The organism is Allorhodopirellula heiligendammensis, assembly GCF_007860105.1.
GTDB classification, from domain to species: Bacteria; Planctomycetota; Planctomycetia; order Pirellulales; family Pirellulaceae; genus Rhodopirellula; species Rhodopirellula heiligendammensis.
In genome coordinates, this window is the sequence record NZ_SJPU01000002.1 from 2,030,774 (window position 1) to 2,057,741 (window position 26,968).

16 protein-coding genes are annotated in these 26,968 nt (G+C 57.0%); 6 read left to right on the forward strand and 10 right to left on the reverse strand.

Annotated features, from left to right (window positions below; all coding sequences use genetic code 11):
- Positions 1 to 43: 43 nt before the first annotated feature.
- Positions 44 to 1,369: an APC family permease gene (locus Poly21_RS17850; RefSeq protein WP_146408235.1), complete on the reverse strand. Its 1,326-nt coding sequence runs from the start codon at positions 1,367 to 1,369 to the stop codon at positions 44 to 46.
- A gap of 281 nt (positions 1,370 to 1,650) precedes the next feature.
- Here Poly21_RS17850 and Poly21_RS17855 point away from each other — a divergent pair, with 281 nt between their 5' ends.
- Positions 1,651 to 3,330, forward strand: coding sequence for an FAD-dependent oxidoreductase (locus Poly21_RS17855; RefSeq protein WP_146408236.1), 1,680 nt, complete (start codon positions 1,651 to 1,653; stop codon positions 3,328 to 3,330).
- 54 nt (positions 3,331 to 3,384) lie between these two features.
- Here Poly21_RS17855 and nhaD read toward each other — a convergent pair whose 3' ends face one another.
- The 7 genes from nhaD to Poly21_RS17885 form a co-directional block, all read right to left on the reverse strand.
- Entirely contained in the window at positions 3,385 to 4,725 is a 1,341-nt protein-coding gene (gene nhaD, locus Poly21_RS17860; protein ID WP_146408237.1) for a sodium:proton antiporter NhaD, read from the reverse strand.
- A gap of 486 nt (positions 4,726 to 5,211) precedes the next feature.
- Positions 5,212 to 6,051, reverse strand: coding sequence for an MBL fold metallo-hydrolase (locus Poly21_RS17865; protein ID WP_146408238.1), 840 nt, complete (start codon positions 6,049 to 6,051; stop codon positions 5,212 to 5,214).
- A 2-nt stretch (positions 6,052 to 6,053) separates the two neighbouring features.
- Positions 6,054 to 6,971, reverse strand: coding sequence for a hypothetical protein (locus tag Poly21_RS17870; protein WP_146408239.1), 918 nt, complete (start codon positions 6,969 to 6,971; stop codon positions 6,054 to 6,056).
- Between the two features lie 136 nt (positions 6,972 to 7,107).
- Positions 7,108 to 8,721: an ABC transporter permease gene (locus Poly21_RS17875; protein ID WP_146408240.1), complete on the reverse strand. Its 1,614-nt coding sequence runs from the start codon at positions 8,719 to 8,721 to the stop codon at positions 7,108 to 7,110.
- Positions 8,696 to 8,875 (reverse strand): hypothetical protein, encoded by a 180-nt coding sequence (locus Poly21_RS27660; protein ID WP_302119441.1) that lies wholly within the window; start codon positions 8,873 to 8,875, stop codon positions 8,696 to 8,698. The genes Poly21_RS17875 and Poly21_RS27660 overlap by 26 nt, the downstream gene beginning before the upstream one ends.
- Positions 8,876 to 8,988: 113 nt before the next feature.
- A complete protein-coding gene (locus Poly21_RS17880) occupies positions 8,989 to 10,980 on the reverse strand; it encodes an ABC transporter ATP-binding protein (RefSeq protein ID WP_146408241.1) in 1,992 nt (663 codons plus the stop codon).
- A 265-nt stretch (positions 10,981 to 11,245) separates the two neighbouring features.
- Complete coding sequence (locus Poly21_RS17885; protein ID WP_302119444.1) at positions 11,246 to 13,564, reverse strand: glycosyl hydrolase family 95 catalytic domain-containing protein; 2,319 nt, start codon at positions 13,562 to 13,564, stop codon at positions 11,246 to 11,248.
- Positions 13,565 to 13,864: 300 nt separating this feature from the next.
- Here Poly21_RS17885 and Poly21_RS17890 point away from each other — a divergent pair, with 300 nt between their 5' ends.
- Positions 13,865 to 15,220 carry an efflux RND transporter periplasmic adaptor subunit gene (locus Poly21_RS17890; protein WP_302119446.1) on the forward strand — a complete coding sequence of 452 codons (1,356 nt, stop codon included), beginning with the start codon at positions 13,865 to 13,867 and terminating at the stop codon, positions 15,218 to 15,220.
- Between the two features lie 33 nt (positions 15,221 to 15,253).
- Positions 15,254 to 18,502 carry an efflux RND transporter permease subunit gene (locus Poly21_RS17895; RefSeq protein WP_146408243.1) on the forward strand — a complete coding sequence of 1,083 codons (3,249 nt, stop codon included), beginning with the start codon at positions 15,254 to 15,256 and terminating at the stop codon, positions 18,500 to 18,502.
- Positions 18,503 to 18,523: 21 nt separating this feature from the next.
- Here Poly21_RS17895 and Poly21_RS17900 read toward each other — a convergent pair whose 3' ends face one another.
- Positions 18,524 to 19,840 (reverse strand): outer membrane protein assembly factor BamB family protein, encoded by a 1,317-nt coding sequence (locus Poly21_RS17900; protein WP_146408244.1) that lies wholly within the window; start codon positions 19,838 to 19,840, stop codon positions 18,524 to 18,526.
- A gap of 196 nt (positions 19,841 to 20,036) precedes the next feature.
- Complete coding sequence (locus tag Poly21_RS17905; protein ID WP_146408803.1) at positions 20,037 to 20,453, reverse strand: hypothetical protein; 417 nt, start codon at positions 20,451 to 20,453, stop codon at positions 20,037 to 20,039.
- A 328-nt stretch (positions 20,454 to 20,781) separates the two neighbouring features.
- On the opposite strand from Poly21_RS17905, the gene Poly21_RS17910 reads away from it, so the two are divergent.
- Genes Poly21_RS17910 through Poly21_RS17920 form a run of 3 tightly spaced genes read left to right on the forward strand, consistent with a single transcriptional unit; the run spans position 20,782 to position 26,858 of the window.
- Positions 20,782 to 23,349 carry a c-type cytochrome gene (locus Poly21_RS17910; RefSeq protein WP_146408245.1) on the forward strand — a complete coding sequence of 856 codons (2,568 nt, stop codon included), beginning with the start codon at positions 20,782 to 20,784 and terminating at the stop codon, positions 23,347 to 23,349.
- Between the two features lie 30 nt (positions 23,350 to 23,379).
- On the forward strand, positions 23,380 to 24,606 hold the full coding sequence (locus Poly21_RS17915) for a DUF58 domain-containing protein (protein ID WP_146408246.1): 1,227 nt from the start codon (positions 23,380 to 23,382) through the stop codon (positions 24,604 to 24,606).
- Positions 24,603 to 26,858 (forward strand): transglutaminase-like domain-containing protein, encoded by a 2,256-nt coding sequence (locus tag Poly21_RS17920; protein ID WP_146408247.1) that lies wholly within the window; start codon positions 24,603 to 24,605, stop codon positions 26,856 to 26,858. Before Poly21_RS17915 ends, Poly21_RS17920 begins: the two co-directional genes overlap by 4 nt.
- The last annotated feature ends 110 nt before the right edge of the window (positions 26,859 to 26,968 follow it).

Below are 26,968 nucleotides of genomic sequence, written 5' to 3' on the forward strand. Positions count from 1 at the left end.
TGGGGTGTTTACTAGACCTAGTTCATTGATAAGGAACCGTTCATTACGGCGATGATACTGGATGGTCGTCGACCGCGTGCGTGTTTTGCTTTTTTAGCGACGTTGACAGACCGTAGCCAATCGCACCGAGCCCGAACGTGAGGACTGTCCCCGCAATCTGCCATGGATCATTGATCGTGAGGATTGCCGCAGCGATCAACGTGCAGGCGATATACAGAAGGGGCAACCAATGCACCGGATGCCAAATTGCCTGCGTGCGGACCGAGGGCAGTAGCAGCGTGCAAACCGAGCATGCGGCACAAATCGACAGCGTTAAACCTAAATATGATAGTAGGCCCTGAAGATCGGAAGCCAAAACCAAACAAACAGCGAGCACTATTTGAATGCAGGTGGCTGCAAGCGGGCTCTCGCCCTGAAACCGCAAGCCTCCGGGCAGTAAGCCATCATCGGCCATCTTCGCATAGACCCGTGGTGCGGCCATCATCATGCTGAACACGGATGTCAGCAGGCATGCCACGATCGTCAGACGCACAAACGTCTCGAACTTAGCGCCACCGAGTGACCTCGCGGCGATTGCGGCCACGTCCGCCTGCCCCACGATATCCTCTGCCGGTGGGATGTAAACAAAGATGGCATTCAGTAACACATACAACACAACGACCACCACGGTTCCAGTGACCAAGGCCCGCGGCACAACGCGTCGCGCGTCGCGGACTTCATCGGCCACGTATACCGCGGCGTTGAATCCGGAATAGCTGAGCGAGATCCAAACCAAACTCCCCGCCATGGCGGAGACCAGCGTCCACCCCGTCATCAATTCGTCGCCATGGACGAACTCAGGCGAAACATCGCCCGCATCCATGGCGAACGCGGCATACCCTAACACGGCGGCAAGTAGCACCAACTTCATGACGACCACCAAGTTCTGTACCCAGGCTCCGGCCCGCGGACGCCACCCGTGGATGGCACCGGCGGCGATGATTGCCGCGATCGCCCACGTCCCCTCCGGTAGCCAGTGAGGTCTTGACCATACGCCCATGACGTAGCTTTCAAACGCCGTAGCCGCAAAGGCGATCGCGCCTGAAAACCCAGCGATCAGTGACACCCAACCAGCAATGAAGCCCGCCAGCGGATGGACCTTTCTAGACAGGAAAAGATATTCGCCGCCGGAATGTGGCATTGCTCGCACCAGCATCGCATAACTGAACGCGCCTGCGATCGCGATCATGCCGCCAATCGCCCACGCCCACATCACCAGTCCGGGTGAACCCAGGTCGGCCAAAGCAAAGCCAGATGTCGTGAAAACTCCTGCACCAATCATGTTGGCGACGACGAGGAACGTGAGCGTCCAAAATCCGAAGTTTTTCATATTCCAAGTTGATCTGACGCGGTTCGGTTTGGGCCCGACGGGCAGGGATCACGAAGGGGCAAGTCGGAGGGCAGGTGAATTGTTGGCTCATGCTGCTGTCAGATGACACGCTCGCATGGAGCGGCAAGTCTATCCTACGTCGTCAACTCTTGTGAGACATTGCCAGGCCGATCAGCTCCCCATCCAGCGAGCCCAAACGCAAATCGCCGAACGGAGTACAATGCGTGTTCCCTCAATAGTACCTTCGGTACGCGTCTACCTCACTACTCGATCCCCGCTCGATGCCAATGTCGTCTCACCGCAATTACTACGTACTTCTCCTGGTCGTCATTTCGATCTTGGGCTCCTCAGTCGCCGCTCGCCGGGTCCACGCCGAGACCTACGACATTGTGATTTATGGGGGAACGTCTGCTGCGATGACAGCTGCCGTGCAGGCCAAACGGATGAATCAGTCGGTGATCGTAGTGTCACCGGATCGTCACCTGGGGGGACTGACCAGCGGCGGACTGGGATGGACCGATACCGGCAACAAGTACGTCATCGGTGGTTTGGCGAAGGAGTTTTACCAAGCGGTTTATCGTCACTACCAAGATGACAAGTCATGGAATTTTCAGCAGCGTGAACAGTACGGTGACCGCGCCCAAGGACATCGGGCCACCGATGACGAGGATGCAACGATGTGGGTCTTCGAACCGCATGTCGCCGAGCAGATCTTTGACGCGATGATGGTGGAGAATGAAATCCCCGTTGTTCGCGACGCGTGGTTGGACCGCGAATCGGGCGTTGTCGTGAAAGACAGGAAAATCGTCTCGATCAAGATGCTCGACGGACAAACCTTCTCCGGACGACAGTTCATCGACGCTACCTATGAGGGGGACTTGATCGCTGCGGCGGGCGTGCAAACGACTACCGGTCGAGAATCGATCGCTGATTTCAACGAACCCCATGCTGGCGTCCAAACGGGCCGTCTGTTTCATCAACATCACTTCGACGTGCTCGATCGCCCAGTGGATCCGTATATCGTGCCAGGCGATCCGTCCAGCGGTGTGATCCCCCGGGTCAGCGCGGACCCACCGGGGGAATTCGGTAGTGGCGACGATCGCATTCAAGCCTATTGCTTCCGTACGTGCTTCACCAACCACGATCCCAATCGCGTGCCGTTTCCGAAACCAGACGGCTACGATGCCGCTCAATACGAAGTCTTGCTGCGATGTTTTGCCGCCGGATGGGAGGATGTTTTTGGAAAGTTTGATCCGCTGCCCAATTTCAAAACGGATACCAACAACCACGGACCCGTCAGTTTCGACAATATTGGCTACAACTACGACTACCCGGAAGCGAGTTACAAGCGCCGGGCGGAGATTATCCGCGAACACGAGACCTATCAAAAAGGAATTCTCTACTTCATCGCGAATGACCCGCGAGTTCCCGAGTCGATCCAGAACAAGATGCAGCGGTGGGGACTGGCGAAAGATGAGTTCACTGACAACGGTAACTGGCCGCATCAGATCTACGTCCGCGAAGCGCGAAGAATGGTCGGTCAATTCATCATGACCGAAAACCATCTACGCAAAAAGATTGAGACCCCCGAGTCGGTCGGCATGGGATCCTACAGCATCGATTCGCATAACACGCAGCGGTACATCACACCCGAGGGCACGGTGCAAAATGAAGGCGATATCGGCATCAGCACCAACGGTCCGTACCAGATCGCAAGGGGGTGTTTGATGCCTCGCGCAGAACAGTGCGTCAACCTTACCGTTCCCGTTTGTGTTTCGTCCACACACATGGCCTTTGGTTCGATTCGAATGGAGCCCGTGTTCATGATTCTCGGGCAATCTGCCGCAACGCTCTCAGCATTGGCGAATCAATCCCAGACCGACGTCCAGGAAATAGGCTACGACGCGCTACGGGAGCGACTGCTCGATGACGGACAGATTTTGCAGAATCGACCGCGTTGATAGCAGACGCGACTCATCCCTGAAGGTCATTGCGAACTCAACAGTGCTGCCGCATCAAACGCGAGTCAATGTGGCGGTCACGACAACTGCACCGATGAGATATCCGATCACCGCCCACAGCGTGATCTTGCGAAAGTACCACAGAAAATCGATGTGCTCGAGCCCCATCGCCGCGACACCCGCGGCGGAGCCAATGATCAGGCAACTGCCACCCGTCCCGGCGCAATAGGCCAGTAACATCCAAAATGGATCGTTCATGGGCAGGTCGTACATCTCCATTCCGGCGGCCACCAACGGCACGTTGTCGACGACCGCTGACACCAGTCCAATCACGACGGCCACGACGTCTCGGTTGGGCAGCACGCTGTCAAGCCACACCGCCGTCGATTGCAGCATCCCCGTGGCACCGAGAGATCCAACGGCCAACAAAATGCCAAGGAAAAACAGTATCGAAGACATGTCTACTCGCTTGAGCGCGGGCAGCACGCCGGTCGTTGAGCGGGTTTCTTCGCCGAGGGTGTGGCCGACTAATTCGGAGACGATCCATAGCACCGAGAGGCTCAGCATCATTCCCATATAGGGTGGCAGATGAGTGAAAGTCTTGAAGACAGGCACTCCCAGAAGTGCGATCAGCCCCAGAACCAAGAACAACCACTGATGCCAGGGGCGGATGTCGGGCCGAATTGAACGCTCTCTTTCGACCGGTGCCAAAGTGCCTGGCATCGTCAATGAGAAGCCGATTAATGGCACCAGCATGCATACCAGACTGCCCCAGAAAATCTCTTGCATGACTTCGACCGTTCCAATTTTATGCTGGATCCACAGCATTGTCGTCGTCACGTCGCCAATCACCGTCCACGCCCCGCCAGCATTCGCCGAGATCACGACCAAGCCCACGAATTTCCATCGATCGTCACGGTCATGAACCAGCTTTTTCAATAACGAGACCATCACAATCGTCGTCGTTAGGTTGTCCAGGACCGCCGACATAAAGAATGTCAAAATCGCGACGATCCACAGTAGCACGCGTTTGTTGGTCGTGCGGATACGGTCGGTGATCAAGGCGAACGACTCATGCGAATCGACTAGCTCGACGATCGTCATGGCCCCCATCAAGAAGAACAAGATGCTGGCGATCTCGCCAGTCTGATGCAGGTGCTGAGCATCGATGGCGAAGTGCAATGGGACCTGCTCGATCCCTTCCGATTCGGCCTCCATGCGAAACCAATCTGGAATCGTATCGGGCGTGATAAACGCCCCCACGTCCACCACGTATAAGGCCCAGCACACCACGCCAATGAACAAGGCGCTGGCGGCCTTGTTGATATGGATCTTGTGCTCCAAAGCAATCGCGAGGTAGCCGATCACGAAAACGACCAGAATCAGTGTGTGCATCAAAGAACTTTGGTTGGAAAAATCGGAGCTGAATACTGTCAGGGGCCACTCGTCATTTCAAATGGAACGTGGGCCTCATTGCATTTCACGTACCCAACGGGTCCGGCAGCGGCCGCTTAACTCGCTATTGCCTGCGAAGGGGCTCTTGCTAGCCGTATCCATACTTTGGGGGATCGCAGCCTCTGGGCTTTCTGCAAACCCCTGCATCCTCCCTGCAGTTCACTGCAGGTTGTGCAAGTTTTGCTGGCGGTCGAAGTCTGCGAATCAGTCTGCCGTTTTCTAACTCAGTGTCGGAACCAGGAGACGCCTTCGACCAGCAGCTGCTGGAGCGCGTGACAATGCGCGGAAAGATTAGCGAGCACCGCTGATGATGGGCAAGTTCAGGCGGGCCCAGCATGCCCGCGAGGGAAAAGATGCCCTCCTCCGGTCTGCGCGTGGGGCAAGTTCCCGTCCGCTAGGATGCGCCTCCATCTTCCTCGCTCATCGTCACGATGTCGGGTCGATGTTCAATCGCAATCCATCGTATGCCAACTCGATTCCAGCAGGCAGTTGAGCGTCGACCTTGGCATGGTCGATGTCGTGACAAAGATGCGTTAAGAACGCGCGTTTCGGGCTGATCTCGCGGATCACTTCAATCGCTTCGTCGACTGAGAAATGAGTCGGGTGAGGGCGAAAACGCAGCGCGTCAATGACGAGCGTTTCGACGCCCCGCAATCGCTCGATCGACTCAGCGGGGATAGCGTTGGTATCGGTGCAGTAGGCGAAATTCCCGATCCGGAAACCAAGCACATTGAAATAGGGACCGTGCACCATTGGGATGGGGACGACCTCCACACCGAGTACGTTGAACGGATCGTGCGTGATCCGGACGAATTCCAGTTGAGGTGTCGAGCCGGGGTGTGTTGGTGCGCGGTCGCTGAAGGCGTAGTCATAGACGCGTCGGATACGCGCCTCGACATGACTTTCGCAATAGAGCGGCATGGCGTGGCCGAGCTGAAAAGGAAACAGCCGCAGGTCGTCGAGACCGTATAGATGGTCAACGTGCTCGTGAGTAAACAGCACCGCATGGATGAGCGAGATGTCCTCGCGTAGCAACTGCGTCCGCAGATCGGGCGGCGTATCAATCAACAAATTGCTATGTTTGAATCGCACCACGATCGCGCACCGGGTGCGCTGATTGCGAGGATCTGTACTCGTACAGACATCACATCGACATCCCAGCGCGGGGACGCCCACACTCGTGCCCGTACCCAAAAAAATAACCTCTGCCGAATTTGCGTCCGCAGGCGGAGGGGGAAGCTCGTTAGGGGGCAGCGCGGTATTCATGCCTACCACAATAGCAGTATAAATCCAGCTAAAGCAGCGGACTGGCTCAGCGTCCCGCGACTCGTCGCGAGGCAGCTGTCACCCACCTGCAAGGGCTCAACGGGACATTGGTATTGGTGGCATGTGGGGCAATCACCGTAGGCGGCGACGCACTCGCAGGGCGGCTGGGCGGCTAAGCGAAACGGCAGGAGCGACGTGTTACCGATAAACCAAACGCTGGAATAGAGATTTTGTAAATAACCACAACGCGCACAATCAAGTTTGCCGCACCGCTCCAGGTTAAGTTCCTGGAAGTATGTTGGATTATGGTGGAACACGACGTGAACCCGCTGTGGCGGCGGGGGAACGCTCGGCCCGCCGAGAATCCAGTACGGCGATTGGTCGAATACTACCGCGGCTCGATTGACAGGTTCGTCTCCAGCGGTGACGGGCGGCGGGGCAACCGTCAGTAACGTGGCGGGTTTGTTGAGTTCGGCCAGTCTTGCCCTCACCCGGGCGTCGTCGACGGCTGACATCGCATGTTTGAGGTCACGAGGTGAAATCGCGTTGGCCACGGCGTCGTCGGAGGTGGCCGAGTCAACGGCCTCGACGATCCGTCCAGCTGTCGCGGGATGACCGTCGCGCCGCGGGCTTGGCTTCACGAGCGATTCGGTGCGCTGCTGCTCGTCGCGTCCGTCGGCCTGATTGGAATTGGATTCTTTATCATGTGTCTGATCGTCGACATCGATCAACGCGAGCGAATCATCATCGGCGAGGCAGGCCACGAACCTGATCCCGAATGTGGACGGTTCCTCTGGTGACGCCAACAACGAACTCAACGAGTCGGCCCCCACGCGAGGCGACAAGAAAGGTGCTTCCGCCCGGACCGCTGGCTGAGCCGTCCCTAGGAGGCCAAGCAAAATGAGTAGAAAACGTCGCATGGGGCAACCTGGATCGGGAAGTTTCGTCCCAGCATTTATCGTGTTTCGACGTTGTCCTTCACGAGTTTGGTTGGTTCTGCCCCCCGAGGCCGATCTAGCCGGGTGATCGATTTCAGGGGAACAATGCTGAAATTCGTCATAGCTTGCCCTTTTGCTGCTCTGCCAACACCGCTGCGGGCGTAGCTGTCCGCATCGCCAGAGCTCGACGGCCCACACAGGCGATGGCGACTAATGTGGCCGTCACGCAGGCGAAAACCGAGACCTCGAAAACCCACGCTGGTGACTGGCCATCGACAATTTGCCCCATCGTCCAGACCCAGTTCGTCGACTGCCACCCGGAATATTCAAAGGGGCGATAGTCATTCGCATGCAGCCCAATCGCGTAGGGTACCAAGGCTGCCAACACAGCGATGGCGATCAATGCAGCCAGGCCAATCTCGACGCGTGGGTGATTTCGAATTCGGACGATCGCGACGATGGCGCGAACGCACAGTAGCAGCACCAGCAGGTAACTCGCGTAAGCTAAAATCAGCGTTTGCAGCATGGTGAAGTCGGTCGGCCTCAGTACACTGCCGAGGGACTGCATTCGTTCGATCCCTATCAGTGATGCTGACATCACTAAGACGATTCCCAAGCATGCAAACACTAAGCCTGTTGCCGGGCCGGGGGTGAAGAATAGCAGTAGCAGTCGGCTGAGGAAATTGCCGGGCAACTCTCGCTGGATGCGCGGCGTGACGGTTGCCGACTCCGCCGTCATCAAGGCTCCGCTGAACGTCCACAGGCCCGTCAAGCACAGCAGCGAAGGGAAGAACACAGCCAACACTTGCCCGCGATCCTCTTGGATCCATTCGATTGCAAACGCATTGCACGCGAACACCAAAGTTGTCAGTAGGAGGATCGACCAGCGAATGCCGCTGCTGCGATTTTCGCTCTCAGGGGTCAACTGGGCCGCTGTCGCCGTCAATAACAAATGCCCGATTGAGAAGGTTAGCAATACCATCGTGATCAGCAGGAATGCGGTCCAGCCAACGGTCAGAGGATTGCCGTAGACGATCATGAAGACGACCCCTGTGCCAATCATGTATTGGGCCATCATCAGTACCATCAGCACGACGAGCAGTGTCGTGATCCGGCCCGAACGTCCTCTTGCCAGCGGCGCGAATGCTAGTGCAACAATCGTCAATGCGATCGCAGCAGTAATCAATACGGCCATCATTAGCCCGATCGTGGGCAAATCGACGCCGCGCAATGTGTATGCGTAGGCCACGCAGGGAAACAATGCGACGAGATACAACATCATCTGCAATGATGCGCTGGCGAGTTTGCCCAGCACGATCTGCCACGGACTCAGCGCCGTGATCGAAAGAAGTTCCAGCGTCCCGTCGTCAATCTCCGCTTCGAGCGAGCGATAGGCTGCCAACGGCACCACCAACAGCATGGGGATCGCGAGCACGATGTAATACCCGATCAGCATTCGCGGTGCCGATGGCGTCGTATAGATCATCGGCATCAACGACAGGCTGCCGGCGACGGTCCACGCCAGTGCAGCGACCAGCAGGACCGAGAACGTCAGCACGAACTGGCGACTTTTCAGGGCCTGACGCGTCTCCTTGATAAGAATCGGATTGACCGCGTCACCAATTTTTTCGGCCCACACATCGATTCGCTCGATCCAGCGATCCGACGCTGTATCCTCGTCCGGTTGACCGCCTGTTGTGAGGGAGTCAGAAACAGCGGTGACCGTACTCATGAGCGATGTTGAAAGTGAGAAACGCGGCGAGAAATCGACCGGTGTTATACCTCGGAAACGACTCCAACGCAAAGAAACTCGCCGCTACCATCTCAAAATACAGGGGCTCAGGGCGTTGAACGCTTGTGGTCGTTGAAGTCACTTTGGTCATCATGAGCTGTCGGTTTCTGATTCACATCGAAGGGGCCGTTCGCCACGAAGTGCGGTCACGGCATCGCTGAGCGTCGCCGGCACCGGTCGCGTGCGAATCGCAGTTCGCTGGTTCAACTAAGCGGCGTCCGCAAGATCGCTGCCGTAAAGATTGCGATAGAAGCCATTGCTTGCCATGAGTTGATCGTGAGTACCCACGGCGGCAACGCGACCGTGGTCGAGAACGGCGACCCGGTCAGCCATCGCCAACGTGCTGGCGCGGTGAGTGACCATGATACCCGTGCGCCCTTTCAGAAAGATTTCCAGGGCACGGTGGATCAACATTTCGCTCTCAATGTCAATTTGGCTGGTGGCTTCGTCGAGAATCAAAATGTCGGGATTGCGTAAGAACGCACGAGCCAGAGCAATTCGCTGCATCTGGCCACCCGATAGCCGGACACCACCACTGCCCAGCCGGGTTTCATAGCCATGAGGTGTTTTGCGGAGGATGAAATCGTCGGCAAAGGCAAGTTTTGCTGCACGGACGACGGCGTGCCGGTCGGCACTGGGGCTGCCGTAGCGGATATTGTTTTCAATGGTATCGTCGAATAGTACCGTCCGTTGGGTGACTAAGGCGATTCGACGACGCAGGTCACGAGTGGCCATTTGATTGATGGCGCAGTCATCAAGACACACTTGCCCCTCTTTGGGGTCGTCAAAACGACACAGCAGACTGATCAACGTGCTTTTGCCACATCCGTTTGGGCCCACCAACGCAATCGTTTCCCCATGGGGGATTGTTAAATCGATCCCCTGAAGAACCTGGGGGCCAGCGGGGTACTGAAAATGCACATTGTCAAACCGAAGTTCACGGTGTGGACGTGGCGGCTTGATCGCCACTGCGGGTTCGGTGACACGTACGGGGGCGTCAATGATCTCGTAGATGCGTGTTGATGCCACAATCCCGCGTTGCAATGCGCTCCAGACATCGGAGAGTTTCCGTGCAGGATCAGAGGCACCAATCAAGAATGCGAAGAATAACAACATCTTGGAGCTGTCCAGAGGCCGCTCGGTCATTCGCATGCCAAGCAGATGCGTTTCTTGGTTAATCGTCAGATAGCCGCCAGCGATGATTGCCATCCCCACCATGATCAGGCCCAGCAACTCGCTCGTGCCCCGTGCCATGGAGTTGTAGAATGCCACCTTCATCGAACGCCTGAAATAACCATCAACGTGGCAGCGAAAGCGAGCACGCTCGTGTGATTGAGTGTTGAATGATTTGACGACGCGGATTCCGTTGAAGGCATCGTTGAGCATTCCATAAAGCCCGCTCATCTCCTCCATCACTCGGCGACTGGCACGACGGATCGCTCGGCTGAGTCGTTGCATCACAATCGCCACCAGCGGCGAAATTACCATCACCAGTAGCAGCAAGCGTGGACATACTGCACACGCGCCGAACAGACAAACTGCCATTTTGAGCGGCTCGCGAATCACGCGACCAATTAATGTGCTGAGCCCGATTCCCACATGCGAAACGTCATTGGTTAATCGACTGGTCAGGTTCGCAGATCCGTTTTCACCAAAATGGTCTAAGTCCAATTGCAGGGATTTACGGAAAAATTGCTCTCGCAACTCCATCACCGTGCCTTCGGCGATGTACTGCACCATAATTAAATTAAACGTTAACGCAACGAGCTTGATCGCGGTGCACGTGATCAGAAACGCGACCACCAATAGCAACGTGTTGAACGGTCCCGGCGGTGCCCAGCGGTTCACCAACGGCTCGGCCCAGTGCAGCCAAGACGCTGAGTACGCCACGGTCTTGCGACGAAAATCCAGCGACGATTTGTCAGCCAATTGGTCGTCGCGCACATCGCCCTCAGCGACTGCCGCGTCGATCGCCGCGATTTTTTCGTCGATTTCACGGAGCTCTTCATCCGTCGCGTTGACTTGCGTGTGGACGTAGGATGCTAAGTCCTCCCCTGCAAAGACAACCTCCGTGATCGGGTAGAGCACGCCAATATTCCCACCCCACATCGCAGCGATGATCAACGAAGTCAACAAAACCCCGATAAATGAGAGGCGTCGGCGGCAGGCGAGCAGCAAAACTCGGCGGAATGACTTCATGGCGCGCGTGAACGAATCAATGAGGAGGTGCGTGGAGCGGACGTCATAGTCTCTTCATATCAGGTGCCGCGGAGGTGACGCCAGCCTGATCGATGGGGACTTTCATCGGCCTTCATCGGCTCAGGCAGCCTCGAGGGCTGCGTAGTTGCCGCAGGTTTCCTGTTCTGCCGAGTTTGCGGGGCCTGCTACTTGGGCTCTTGCCGAAAAAGATGGGAGTCCCCCGGTTCCGCCCGACTCACTGTCATCCCCGAGATGGTTGCATTACTCAACGCACCTGTGAGCTGCCACCAAATGGATGCCGGAGCAACCGCGAGGGCGTCGCGGTGATACGGGGTGTCGGCTGGGATTGACCGGTGGGCCAGAACAACACGGATCCATCTTGGGGCAGGACCACACGAAAAACGCCGTCGTCGATTCGTTCGATTTGAGCGTTGTCGGATGCGGACCAATCGACGTCGATGAGCGGCAGTTGCACTTCGACGCTGCCGCCAGCATCTGCGGTGACTTCGGCCCATTGGGTCTTTCCCGACTCGCGCTTTGCGCTAACCAGGAACGCACCCTCCGCACGAAGTCGGTCAAATTGGACATCGCCCCATTTTTGTGGCACAGCTGGGAAAACGCGGATTCGACCGCCCCAACTTTGCAGCACCATGTCTTGGATGGCAGTCGCACCGTGGAGTGGCGTTTCCATGACGGGGAGGCTGCCGGCTTCAGAATAGAGCGTATTGGGATGGAGAAATGACTTGAGTCGATTGAGAAACTCGTATGCGCGATCACCATCGCCCAACAATGCGGCCATGCATGCGCCACCGGTCACTGAATAACCTGCCATTGCTGGGCCGTGACGATGCCAATGATTCAAACTCAGCTCGATGAGCTTGCGATCGGCATCTGTGTCGGGCGTCAACGTCCGCAGGGGGTAGATTGCGAGCAGGTGCGACCAATGGCGATGTCGGCCGGACAAGGCAACGTCGCGGCCGATCATGCGTCCTGTCTCATCGATATGTGTGGGAACGAGTTTCGACTGAAGATTTTGCCACTGAGCAATCAACGGCTCCTCTGCTTGGGTCAAACCTTTTTCAGTAGCCAGCGCCAGCAATCTGCCTGACGCCCAACGCAGGAGATCGAGGTCATACGTGCAATCTTCTGCGATTCGATATTCAGGGCTGTAGGTTTTCGGCAAGTGCAAATACCCATCGGGCTCCTCGACCAAGAAGTGCAGATAGTAGTTCACTGCTCGAACCAGCAGCGGAAAGAGGACACGGTCTCGCAGTTCAGTGTCCTGCCAGTATTTGTATTCCAAATCCACGTTGTGAAGTGCCCACAGCAGATTGCCACATTCACGACCGATCTGGTCGTCCTTCGGCGGTCGACCTGTTCCCGGTTGTCCAGCGTGACCAGCCAGATCCCAACCCGATGAACTGCGGCCGATCGCGTACGAGTCATCGCGGTACTCCTCGGCGACGTTCATCGCCAACTGGTCGCGGCATTGATCCAGCCGACGTCCCAACGCTGCACCCATGCCGCGACGATTGGCGGTAGCAAATCCACTGTGAGACAGCTGCACATTCAAATTCCACCACAGAGCGTTCCAAGCGGTCGGTTGGAGCCAGGGTCCTTGATTGTCAATGATCCATTTTTCTGCTCGCGTGGCACTTGCCAGCTTGTACTGCTGGATCCAGTAGAATGCGTCCCAATACGGATCGCCGGTCGATAGATAGCTGCGTTGGTAGTATCGATGCCACCACTGACGATGCTGGTTGAGCCAATCGCTCTGGTCTGCGGAGGCGGCGGTGCGCACCGCTTCGACTGCGAGAGTTTCAGCGTCCAAACCCGGATAGGAATGCATCACGCTCAGCCACAGCCGAGTGGTCCCCGCTGATTTCGACTCATACCAGGCTACGGCCGTTTGACCGCCCGCGTAAAGGTTATGAACCGCCGTTTGGACACCGTCGTGGTGCGTCGAAAGAACGGCTGGCGGATTCTCCGGATTGCGTAGGGTTTGTGCGCGCAGAGCACGTGGGTTGCGTGCCTCTGCGGGGACATAGACAAACTTTGCCGGCGTTAGCGTTCCGGTGGTAGCGATATCAAATCGCATCACCGGCGACTTCGCGTGAACGATCGACGACCAGCGTGCGTGACCACCGGCGGTCCGGATTTCGCCTTTCGCCTCGGCATCCCATAGTGATAGTCGCAACGAACTGCCGCGTAATTTTTCTGGAAATTCGACTCGCAGATGTCCAATAAAAAGCCGTCCCCGATTGAGCACCTCGACGTTCTTCTCACTGAAGTCGTCTTCGCTGGGCGGCCGATGGTCATGCGCGGCCGAATTGCCGATATCCCATCGCAGTGTCTGCTCATCTTCGCGATACATCATCGTTCCCTGCTCACCGTTGCCCAGAAACGGGGCTTCCATCCAATTCTTGGGAAGCTGGTCCCATGTCAGGTCGCACTTGGCAAGTTCGTCACGCCAGCGCACGGCGTTTTCAGCGCCCCGAACTACTGAGCCCACAAGGAGAGCTTGCCCGCAGACGATCACACCAGCAGCCAGAGCAGAGCAATAGCGACGTCGCGAATAGGTCATGGAAATTCTAAGCCGAAAAATAAGCGAAATATTCTTAGTCATCAAATACCTTTCGCCGGTCATCACTGCAACCGACCCACGAAATTGGCATGCAGCAGAACGTTAGTAGTATCATTGTTTGGAGTCCATTTATTTTTATCTCATGTGTAATACGAGGTGCGATGCCTCGCTTCGGATTGAAGTTCCCAGTCGGACCCCTGCCGTAGTTTTTTTGACTACAATGCCGGGTTTTCGTCCGCCGCCCGGGGGCATGTGCCCACGCTTCCGGCGGCCACTGATACGAGATCGATGCCTGTTCCCATGCAACGTCTGCCGAGTTTTCTGTGTCTCTGTGTTGCCCTATGGGTGCTCTTTGGCTGCCGAGAGCGGAATGCCGCCCCTGAGAGTCTTGGTGATACGCAAGACTTACCAGAGATCGCTGCCGAAACGTTACGCCTTGAAATGCAGAGTTGGCCGACCGTCGTTCGCTGCCAGGGCAACTTGTTGCCCGACGAGCAGGTTGTCGTGGGCGCCAAGGTTGGCGGCCGTGTTGACGCGGTGCACATTGAGATCGGTGACTTTGTCGAGCAAGGAGCGCCGTTGGCGACGCTCGATCAACAGGAAGCTCGGCTGCGCGTGTTGCAAGCCCAGGCGCAGTTAAGGCAAGCAAGGTCCACGGTGGGCCTTTTAGAAGGTCAATCGGCCGACGACCTCAACCCGGAGAATGCTGCGCCGGTACGAGAGGCCAAGGCGGTTTGGGACGAAGGGATTGCTGGGTTCAAACGTGCTCAGATGCTGATTGAACGTAACGCGCTGTCGGCAGCAGAGTTCGACCAAGCTGCCGCTGCGGAGCAGGTTGCTCAAGCTCAATATGCCTCATCGCTCAATGCGGTTGCTGAATCACTTGCGTTGATCGGGGTGCGGCAAGCTGAGTTGTCGATTGCTCAACAGCAGTTGGCCGACGCCGTCGTCACCGCTCCCTTCAGCGGGTACGTGCAACAGCGTGGGATCGCGCCGGGAGCGTACGTTGCGACCGGCCAGCCGATAGCCGTCCTCGTGCGCACCTCGCCGCTGCGGTTTCGCGGGGCTGTTCCCGAGCGATTTGCGCAATCATTGAAATTAGGGCAGGAGGTGCGACTGACGATTCAGTCCGTGCCGACTCCTGTGACCGCGGCCGTCACGCGAATCAGTCCGATGTTGGATTCGCGGTCTCGAACTCTGATGTTTGAGGCCGAGGTGGCTAACAAGGATCATCAGCTGCGGACGGGGCTATTCGCCGAAGCCGAAATCGTGATTGATCCCGCTGCCCGGGCCATCGTATTGCCCGAGTCCGCCATCGTCGAGTTCGGGGGTACCCAGAAAGTGTGGAAGGTCGTCGATGGCATGGCGTCTGAACAACCCATCGCAACCTCCCACCGCCGTCCTGGATATCGAGAGGTGGCAGAGGGGTTGGAGATTGGTGATCTCGTCTTGATTGACGGCGATCAAGGGGCCGTTGCGAAAGTCACCGGTCCGACCGTCCGCTCTTCACTCTCGACGAGTAGGGATGAGCCGGGCGACGTGAAAGACACCAAAGACGCAGTACTCAACGATGGCAAACCGACCGAATCGCCCGAATCGATGGAATCCACCGAGGATCCTACAGACGAGGATTCCAACGTGAGGGCATCGTCATGAGACGCTCCGTCCGATCAAACATAAGAGGTTGCGATGTACTGGCTCGCTGAGATTTCCGTCAAGCGGCCCGTATTTGCGTTGATGCTGATCACCGCATTTGTCGTCGCCGGCATTGCTGCGTTCCCGACACTCGGTGTCGACCGCTTTCCCAACATGGATATGCCTCAAATATTCGTTAACACGGAATACGTGGGGGCGGCCGCTGAGGAGGTTGAATCTGAGATCAGTAGTGTTATCGAGGATGCGGTTGCGACAGTGGCGGGGATCGAGGAGCTGCGATCGATTTCGAGCGACGGACGCTCTTTCGTTATCATCACCGTCGAACTCGATCGCGATATCGACGCTGCGATCCAAGATGTTCGCGACGCGGTCGCGAGTGTCCGGCGGCAGTTGCCGACTGGCATCGACCCGCCGATCGTTGAGAAGCGGGATCTCGATTCGTCGCCGATCATGACGCTCGCGGTCTCAGGCCAGCGTTCCTCGCGCGAGCTGTTCGTGCTCGCCGATCGCTACGTCAAGAACGTGATCGAGTCGTCTCATGGTGTCGGCGAAGTTGTGATCGCCGGTGCGGCTGACCGTGCTATTCAAGTCAATATCGACGCTGATCGTCTGGCGGCTCATCAGATTTCTATTCTCGAAGTCCGTGAGGCGCTCGTTCGCCAGAACGCTGAGGTTCCTGGTGGTCGAGTCGACGAGGGCGGGCGGGAACTGACCATGCGGACACTCGGCCGGTTGGCCGACTCAGCCAATTTTTCAAAACTCGTTGTGGACACTGTCGATGGAGTCCCGATCCGACTCGGTGACTTGGGCACGGTGACCGATAGCACAAAGGAAGTGCGGACACTGGCGAGCCTCAATGGCGAGCCTGCTGTGGTTCTGGAGGTTCAGCGTCAATCAGGTGAGAACACCGTCGCAGTGATTGATGGAATCAAAGCAAGATTGCCGCGTTGCGAAGACCTGCTCCCCGACGGTGTTCGCGTCTCGGTTATCCAAGATCAATCGCGATACATTGTCGAGGCGCTCCATGAAATTGAGCGTCACCTCATCTCCGGGAGCATTTTGGCGTGCCTGACCGTGTTGCTGTTTATGCGTTCATGGCGTTCGACCATCATTGCAGCCGTTGCCATTCCCGCATCGATCATCGCCAGCTTCGCATTCATGAGATGGTTCGATTTCACGCTCAACAATGTCACCATGTTGGCGCTGGTGTTGATGGTGGGCGTGGTGATCGATGATGCAATCGTAGTGCTCGAGAATATCTTTCATTGCATTGAAGAGAAAGGCATGGACCCCTTCGAGGCCTCTATTCAGGGGACTCGGGAGATCGCCATGGCGGTGCTCGCGACAACCATTTCTCTGGTGATCGTATTCCTACCAGTCTCATTCCTATCGAGTGTGACGGGCCGGATGCTGTTTCAGTTTGGTGTTACCGCGACCGTTGCCATCCTGATCTCGATGCTGATCAGTTTTTCGCTGACGCCCATGATGTGCAGCAAACTGTTGCGCCCCAGTAAAACGCGACAGGGCGAGGCCGCTCCTGCATCGAGACGAGGTATCTATTCACTGATCGAGCGAGCCTACCTATGGATGCTCGCCATGGCGCTCCGGTTTCGCTGGGCTGTGCTCGTCGTCGTCGTTCTGGTAATTGCGTCCAACGTCCCATTGAGCCACTTGGTACAGCGAGACTATGTGCCTCTGAATGTCGACGAATCGGAGTTCGAAGTGCGTGCCGAAGCCCGTCAGGGAGCCAGTGTGCTCGCCATGCGGCATGCTATCGAAAGAGTGCAAGCGGTGCTCGATGATGTGGATGGGATTGAAACGGCGCTGGCCACCGTCGGAACACGCGGCGGTAGCGATGTCAATCGAGCCAGCTTCTTCATTCGACTAATCGATAGCAAGGAGCGAACATTCTCGATAGGGAGGTTGTGGAACGGTTTGTTAGCGGGGGATCCCAGCATTGCTTGGCGTGGCAATTTCACCCAGCGCGAAAAAATGTCCGAAATTCGTGAACATCTAAAAACGATTCCAGGCTTACGACTGTCGGTGCGAAATCTGACCTCGCTACGCCAGGGAGCCCCCGTCGATATTGATTTCGCGATCACGGGCCCAGACGCCGACCGACTGCTGACGTTCAGCAACGAGTTACGCCAGCGGGCGAAAGAAATTCCCGGGTTGGTCGATGTCTACTCCACGCTTCAAATTGATAATCCAGAACTGCTGATACATATCGACCGACCACGAGCTGCGGCAATGGGGATCGAGGTGCAAGAGATTGCCGATACACTCCGGGTGGCTGTCGGTGGCGATGACCGCGTCTCACGATATTTCGACCGCACCGCCGGCGATGCCTACGATGTCGAACTGCGTTTAGTTGGGATGGATCGTAATGACATTCCCTCCATTTCACAATTGTTTGTCCGGTCCAATCCTGATGCTGCGTTCGAATCTTCAGGTGTCCTGAGCACGCCAGCCTCCGAGTTGAGAATGAATCGTGGTGCGGTCTCTTTGGCAGCACCGTCCTCCTCTGCGCTCACTCGACTTGACAATGTGGTGAGCTTCGAAGTCAGCACGTCGGCATCACGGATCGATCGGCTCAGCCGCCAGCGGATGGTTGGGGTGCGGGCGAATATTGCTGACGGATATGCACTGGCAGGGCAGGTCGAGGCGCTGCAGACGGCAGCCCACGAGATTGGCGTTCCACCGGGATTCAATATTGAGGTGTTGGGAGGCGGTCGTGAGCTCGAACGCACGATCTCGGATTTCGGGTGGACCTTCATGCTGTCGTTCGTATTCATGTATATCGTATTGGCAGCCCAGTACGAAAACATGGTCTATCCCGTGATTATTTTGCTGTCACTACCGATCGCAGTGCCGTTTGGTTTGATCAGCTTGTACTGGGGCGGCGAAACACTGAACTTGTATTCTGCCCTGGGGATCCTGGTCCTGTTCGGCGTCGTTAAGAAAGCAGCGATTTTGCAGGTTGACCACACCAATGCACTTCGTGGCCAAGGACTGGCCCGACACGACGCGATCATGCTTGCCAACCGTGACCGACTGCGGCCGATTTTGATGACGACGATCTCGTTCGTAGCAGGCCTGCTGCCGCTGCTGATTGCCACCGGACCGGGCGCTGAAGAACGCCGATCGATTGCGGTCTTGGCCGCTGGCGGTCAGACACTGTCTCTGCTGTTAACTCTGCTGGCAATTCCTGTGCTCTACACCTTTTTAGATGATTTCAGCAGTTTCTGTTCTCGTCGGTGGTCCCAGGCGAAAGCCGCCTGAATCCATGCTCCGGTGTCAGTCTCAGTTGCTGATACAGACGAGGTATTCCTGGCGCTGGTCGTCTTCCATTTTCGCTACGCGAGTGTAGATCTTGCCGCCCACAATGGCGGGCGTGGCAAAGACGCTTTGCCCAATCTTGTTCTTGCCTGCGGATTGAAACTTTTCTGGAGTGGCTTCAAAAATGAATGTTTCGCCGTCTTCGTTGGTGGCATAGATGAGTGTTCCCACCAGCACGGGCGAGCTGCTGAAGGTGCCGCCGAGCCGCTTCTTCCATATCTCCTCGCCGGTGGCAGCATCAATGCATCCGGCAATGCCATCGTCGAAGGTCACGTAAAGATAGCCATCGCGAATGACCATCGAGGGTACGTAGATTCGTTTGTTAATCTCCCAGGCCACTCGACCGCTGCCATCGGCAACGATCGCGGCGACGTGGTTTTTGGGGTAGCCTCCTGAGCTGTAGACGTGAGTACCGTCTGTCACGGTCGTCGTGACGCATTCGGTCGTCGCCCCGGGGATCTCCCACAATACCTCGCCCGTGAGCGGATTGAGACTGGTGACGAGATCGCACCCAGTGAGGATGAGTTGGTCGCGGCCGTTGAGGTGATGAACGATCGGCGATGCGTAGTTCGGTTTGGATGGGCGGTCGTGCGACCAAACGATCTTGCCGCTCTTACGATCGAGACCTGCAACCGCACCACCGCCTTTGTTGTCAGCGGAAACGATCACCAAGGGCCCATGCAATGCCGGTGACGATCCGTAGCCTTGATGCATGGTGTAGTCACTGATTTTCTGCTGCCAGAGAATGTGGCCGGAGTGATCGAGCGCCGTGGTGTAGATGGCATCGTCGTTGAAGAAGTTGACATACAGTTGTTCGTTGTCCGCCGCGATTGTCGATGAGGCGAAACTCGCCTTCGAGTTTGCCGTCTCGGCATTCTTATTGTTGAAGCCGCCTTCATGGACAATCGATTCCCATTTCTGCCGGCCGGTTTTCGCATCGAAACAAAGCACGCTTTGAATTTGGCGATCGAGATCAGCGGTCGGCAAAAACACCTCGTCTCCGCGAACGACAGGCGACGCATGGCCGCGACCGGGAATGGGCGTCTGCCACGCGATGTGCTCGGATTCACTCCACTGTGTCGGCGGCATTTGCTCGGCGTCGCCGCTGCCATCGGCCTGCGGTCCTCGCCATGACGTCCATTCGTTTGTTGTACGCACTGGGTCGGTGTTGCTGGCGATGGCGGCTGGCTCGGCAGCACGAGAAGTCGCTGCAGAGTCTGCGAACGTGCACCCCCAGGCAGTGCACAGCACACACCATCGAGCAATTTTTGTGAAACACATGGATCGATAACTCGTAGTTGTTTGCGAGAAAGTACGACAGTTGCGAAAGACAATACAACCTCAGGGCGTAGAACTCGCAACGCGAGGATCCCAGTATGCTCGTTACCCCGTCGGCAACGCGCAGCCCGAGCAGTCGATGGTCCTCAACGCCGTTGGTGTTCAGGGCGCCGCGCGTTCATGGACGCAGGCAGAGGAGTCAATTATTACTGAAGTGCAGCTTCAGTGCACGCTCACGGCTGAGCGGGTTTTTGGTGTACTCGGCGTAACATTGCGAGCAGAGATCGAAGCTCGGAGGCAAAGACGTATTTTCGCTATCGTAACCGTCGTGGTGAATTGTGGGTGAAAACGAGGAGTCGAGGTGATCGAGATCCTCGCCTCGGCAGAGAGCGTCATGGAGGTCATCGAGCGGTTCACTGGCGTCAATCGACGGCGTCATGCAGGCTGACTCATAGGCGAGCGTCTCGTTGAGCTCCGCCAAAAAGTCAATCGATTCCTCATCGCTGGCATCATCGGTCACATCCGCGATGACCTCAACATCAATGCGGACGACGTAGCGGGGACCTTCGTTGAGATCGATCGAACGTTGGCAACGATCGCAGGTGTAATGAACCATTGGAGCAGTGCTCACATCAATACTGAGATAAGAAATGAAGAAGAATAGTCGACTCTCATTTCTACTATCGTAGTTCTCTCGCGAGCCACCCCGCAAGGGTTTTTTCGGCGTCGCTCGGCGAAGGTCCGCGTTTTTTAGGGGCCCCACGTTCACCAATCCGAAGAGGTCCACGCAAAATTTGACTCCAATGGTTGGTCTTCCTCCACTGACGCGGTTAGACTGGAAGCCTGAATTCCCGCCTTCCCATGAACGAATCTGAAAACGCTGCCGAAAGCCACGCTGAAGAAAGCCGCGTTGACGATTCCCCACCCTACCCTAACTCACACGAATGACATCCATGATCCAACGAGTGCCTCGTCGAGGGCTATCGCGTTTGCTCACGCTACTGGTTTGCCTGTTACCACTACAAAATGGCGTCACCGACGCCGCCGGACTTGGCGTGACGCCGCCGGAGCAGTTCAAGGTACCTGCCGGGTTTGAAGTTGATTTGATCCACCAGGTCGACAGCGCGAATGAAGGATCGTGGGTGAGTTTGACCGTCGATCCGAAAGGCCGATTGATCGCCTGCGACCAGAACGGGGGTCTTTTTCGCATTGACGTATCCACCGAACCAGCGCGCGTGGAGAAACTCGATATCGAGTTCACCGGTGCTCAAGGGTTGCTGTGCGCGTTCGGTTCTCTCTACGCGAACGTGAACTCACGTCAGTTCCCTTCGGGGTTGTGGAGATTGACCGATACCGACGGAGACGATCAATACGATCAAAAAGAGCACATTGTGCCGCTCAATGGGGGCAGCGAACACGGACCACACGGTTTAGTTCTAACGCCCGACGGGAAACGCATCGTGATGGTTGCAGGTAACAACACGTCACTTCCCGAAGAACTCGCCGACAGTCGCGTGCCAAGAAACTGGGAAGAGGACCACTTGCTCGGTCGGATGCCAGACGCTCGGGGGCACAACGCGGATCGCATGGCGCCGGGAGGCTTCATCATGTCGCTCGATCCCGATGGAAGCAATCGCGAGTTGATCGCAACCGGATTTCGAAACCCTTACGATATTGCACTCAATCACGATGGTGAACTGTTCACCTACGATGCCGACATGGAATGGGATGTGGGGACACCCTGGTACCGCCCGACGCGCGTTAATCACGTGATCAGTGGCGCTGAATTTGGTTGGCGAAACGGCACGGGTAAGTGGCCTGCCTACTATCCTGATTCCTTCGGTGCTGCGGTCGACATCGGTCCTGGTTCACCGACTGGCATCTGCTTTGGCTACAACGCTCAGTTCCCCGAGCGGTACCGCGAAGCTCTCTTTATCGCCGACTGGAGCTACGGAAATATTTACGCTGTCCATCTCACCGAGGACGGGGCGTCTTATGCAGGTGATTACGAAACTTTTGCGACGGCCGCCCCTCTGCCGGTGACTGATATGGTGATTCACAATGGAGCGATGTTCCTGACCATCGGAGGCCGCGAGACACAGAGCGGGCTGTATCGGATTTCCTATACGGGAGTACCCGATGGGGAGGCTGCTCAGGCTGACGCGGACGCCAATGCCGTGTCCCTCGAGGACGCGAAACTGCAGGCTCAGTCGCTGCGGGTGTTGCGTAGCCAGATCGAGCGATTGCATGTCGCCGACGCGGACCTGCCCGTGAGCGCTGATGCGGCCACGGCAATGGCGTTGGAGTTCCTCTCGCACGAGGATCGATCCATTCGATTTGCTTCACGGATCGCACTGGAGCATCGTGACGTGGAGGCATGGAAATCAAAGGCGCTGGCCTCGCCTTCGGCGCGTGCCAGATTGCTGGGCGTGATTGCTTTAGCTCGTTGCGGCGAAGCCGAAGATCAAGCCGCGGCCTTGGAGAGCCTGTTGGAGTTGGATTTCGATGCTCTCGATACCGACGGAAAGATTGCATTCCTCCGAGCCGCGGGGTTAGTTGCGATGCGGCTAGGTGAATTGAGTGATGAGCAACGCGCGGCATTGACCGAAGCAATCGGAGGGGCGTTCCCCTCGGAAGTCGATTCACTTGACCGCGAACTGGCGATCATGCTCGTCTACCTGCAGGCGCCGGGATCAACCAAAGCCGTGCTGGAGAAGCTTACCAATTCACCCAGCCAGGAGAGTCAGATTCACTACGCGCTGACACTGCGTGCAGCTACTGAAGGATGGGATAACGAGATGCGAGCTCGTTACTTGGGATGGTTCCATGAAATGACCACCGCTCGTGGCGGCATGTCCTTTGGCGGGTTCGTCAATAATATCAAACAGGTGTTCGTGGATCGTCTGACAGACTCACAACGAGAGCAGCTCGCCGCGGCGATCAATCCGCCCGTTTCTGCAGACGATGCGGGGCCATCGGAAGCACGCCCGTTTGTCAAAAATTGGACTGTTGAGGAGCTCGATGCCATCGTCAGTGACTCGTCGCGTGAACCTGACTTCGAGCGGGGTAAGAGCCTCTTCGGAGCTGCTCAGTGCTTCAAATGCCACCGGATGGGACTGCAGGGCGGGATTCTCGGGCCTGATCTGACAAGTGCGGGTGGCAAGTTTAATGCCCATGACATGCTCGTTTCGATCGTCGAGCCCAGTAAAGTGATCAGCGATCAGTATGGGGCAACCCAGTTTCTCACCGAAGACGGAGAGGTGGTCACGGGGCGAGTCATCAACATGCATGGCAAAAACCTGTCGGTGCTGACAAACATGCTCGATCCATCGAGCCTAACGAATGTCGAGCGGGACAACATCGCCGAAACCAGTGCAGCCAAAGTCAGCATGATGCCCACGGGACTGCTGGACACGCTCACTGCGAACGAAATTGCTGACCTGGTCGCGTATCTGCGTTCGGGAGGCAATCCAGAAAGCGCGATCTACGTAGAGCCAACGCCATCGAATTAGTGCCCCCCACTCCTAACGAGTAATGCAAGGATGAAATCGACGTTGCTTTTCTTGTTGAGCTGGCTCAATCCAGTTCAATGGGTGTTGGCGCTGCGGCGGTCGTTAACGGCGGCGTCGGTATCCTTGTTGATTGTTGGGATCGGGTCATTGAACATCGTTTGGGGATACCCCTGGATGGGTATGTTCGCGGCCTGCGTATCGTTGTTCGTCGTTGGCAAGGCCGTCAATCACTTGGCCATGCCGACGTTGCAAGCATCCGTTGGCGCCCCACGTTGGATCACGGCAGGATCCTCCCTCCCCATGGCAGTGAGTTTGGTTAACCAAGGTCGTTGGCCGGGGATGAACCTCTGGGTCGAGACGGCCGCGAGGTGCGATTGGTTGCCGCCGGATGGGGAGTTCTCGACCATCAAAGAAGTGCGGCTGCCCCATCGTGGCATTCATCCACTGCCGGCGATTTTGGTGGAATCCTACTTCCCGTTCTACCTGTTTCGCGCATATCGACGAGTCGATCCGTGCACCAATATTGCCGTCACGCCCGCAACGTCGATCGATGAAGATGATGAGCTGTGGCGATCGCTCCAGACCACCCTCAAGGGGATTGCTACGCGGATGGCCCAGGGGGACCAGGTCCATTACATCGGTTCATTGGAGTACCGCGAAGGTATCCCCGTACGTAGATGGGATTTCTCGTCCTGGGCACGCCTAGGCAAGCCAATTCTGCGTGAGTTTAGCACTCCCGCAGCTAGGTCGGTGCGGTTATGGATTGACAATGCATGCCCTGATGTGCCTCGTCACCGCATCAGCTTGTGGCGGCGCTGGGTCGCATGGATCCATCCGACCGAACCCGTTCATGAGCCCTTTGAAAGGATGCTCGCGTTGGCTGCTGCGTCCATTCTTACGTTGACTCGTAACGGAGCGGCGGTCACCCTGTCCCTGACATGCGATGAGTCGAGCACTCCGCTGCGCTGCGAAGCGGGGGGCGATCCTGGGGAATTGTTGATTGCCCTGGCCTCTCTCGGTCGGGTCGAGCCAAGCTCTCAGTCACCTCAGCAAAAAGCTCGATGGCAGAATGAACTGCACGTGGGCCAGGATGAAGCGATCTTCGTTTTTTCCTGTCGTGCTCGCGAGAACGTTGCCATCGAGGTGCCCGATGCTACCCGGTGGGTCACCGATCGAGATTTTCGCAAGGTGCCCGCCGAGGTGAGCGCTGAGCCGAATATTGAATATCCGTCTGCAATTCCAGTGGCGACGCCATGAACAGTGACCCATCGCGATCGTTGCGAATCGACAATCGGTTTGTGTTGGGGGCTGTGATCGCGGCGCTAGCTTGGTTCGTGGGAACCACGTTCACGACGGAGTCGGCTTGCTTGTCATATGTGGTGGCTGCGGTGCTAGGAGGAATCCTCGGGGAGAAGTGGTCGCAGGTTTGGCCTCGACACCCCGTCGCTCCTCAGGACGCGAGCGGGCTCCCGCACGCGACTGGGCTCCCTAACGCGACTGCGCTCCCTAACGCGACTGGGCTCCCGCATGGGGATATGGCCAGGCTATGGGGGGTGATGTGGCGTGCTCTGCTGCTGTTGCTCGTCATGATCGGAGCCCTCGTGCTTATTTTTCTGTGGCGGATTTCCGATCGGGTCACTGAGTCATCGAGCATGCTGTTGTTGGCAGTCGATACGATTGCGCACTATGGGATTGCACTGATATGCATTCTTTGGGCGGTATGGCCTCGCCAAGGACATGTCACCATGATGGTCATCGCGTTGGTCACGGTGTTGATGACTGTTGCCAGCGGCGGCGTCAGCAATTCACGGACAGCTCAAACTGCGGTGGGCCTAGTCACCGTGATTGGATTTGTGGTTGCTGCCCAAGTGATCGTGTCGCGGCATCGGTTTGCCTCGATCACCAGTGATGAGCGGCGATCTAATTTTCGTTCCGAGGCCTGGCCATATCTGCTGCTCACGCTGTCACTCATCCTTATTGTTGTGTCCACGTTGGTCCAGGTGACCGATAGCGTCCTGCCAAACGTTCAGGCGGAGGTTTTTGCGCAGCTCAAAGGACGGTTTGAAAACGCCGATTCGCCTGTGTCTTGGGCGGGCGGCGGATACGTGATGGGTGGTCGATTGGGGAGTGTCAGGCAACGCATCCTTGCGGATCCGACGGGCATTGCGCTGCGTGGTTATTGCGACAACATTCCTGGTTATCTACGTGGCAATGTCTACGACTCTTACACGGAGCGTCGATGGCGGTCACGTCGCCGGTGGGTCGAGAGGGACAGTAACGGAGCGATCATTGATATGCGTCGCTCGCGGCCGGTGCGGGCATTGGGCGGAGCGAGCGTGAAGCTGCAAAGGCCCAGCAACCAATCGCGATCACGTTTTTCCTTAAATGTGAATTCGGTAGCCCCGGTCAATCGTATTTTCGCTGGCACCGTAGAAATTCATGGTCATGCCGAAAAAGGTCCCCAAGCGTTCCTGCCTGCGGCGGCGATGTGGGTGGAGGGTCAGGGGGAGACAATCGGTGTCACGCCGGATGGACTTATCAACGAGGGGTTGAACACTGCCCAGCCCTGGGTGGCGGGGGTTGCCATGTCGACCGAAACCGAAGAGTTGACTGCAGATGCGCGTGAATTGCTGAGCTCGGTGTCACCCTCCATTCTTGATCAGGTCGCCGAAATCGCAGATGAGGTCTGTCTCGGGGCGATTTCTCCTAGCCAGAAAGCGCAGCGGATCGCGTCCTATTTCCAAGCCAATTTTTTCTACTCGTTGACCCCTACGATGCCGCCGCGAGGCATCGATCCGATCGTCCATTTCTTGGATACGAAACATCCGGGGCACTGCGAACTATTCGCTTCTGCGTCCACGCTGATGATGCGGACGCAAGGCATTCCGGCGCGATACGTGACCGGATATGTGATGGATGAATTCGATCAGTCGCAGTCGGTTTATTTGGCACGTAACCGCGATGCCCACGCGTGGGTGGAATACTACGACGAGAATCAACAGCGATGGTTATCACTGGAGTCCACTCCCGGTCACGAATATCGAACACTCAATGTCGTCCATCCAGATCTCAGTGCGGACGTCGAGGCCAACTCGCCCGACGGGAAGCCGCTTGCGGCCCTGGGATGGCTGCGTGAGCAGTTGGGCAAGCTCTTATCATTGCGGGTGACCGATGCGCTCGCAGCCATCTTTCGTGTGCTGCAACTGCCAGTGCTGATCGGACTGGTGCTTTGGTTGTGGTGGCGTAAACGAGGTGATCGTAGTGACGCCCGGGCAACGGCTCTCGTGGCGGCCCGGAGGGCGATGGATCGACGGTTGCGACGTCGGGGGTGGACTCGCCGAGCCAGTGAAACATTGCACCAATTCGCTGATCGGTTGGAGTCCGCCTCCTGCGAGCTTGGTTCGGAAAAGGAGCTTCAGCAACAGGCCGAGTTTGCTCAAGCCGCCCAGTGGTATCGCGACCATGCGATCGCGCTGTATCGGCAGGGGCCTACGGTCGCGAAAACCTGAATAGCCGCCTGGCAGGGCAGCATGCGGGCGCGAACGTCGCTAGTAGTACCGGCGATCCTGGTAAACCTTTCCGATTATTGGGCCAGTGTGAACTCGGCTGGTAACGAAGT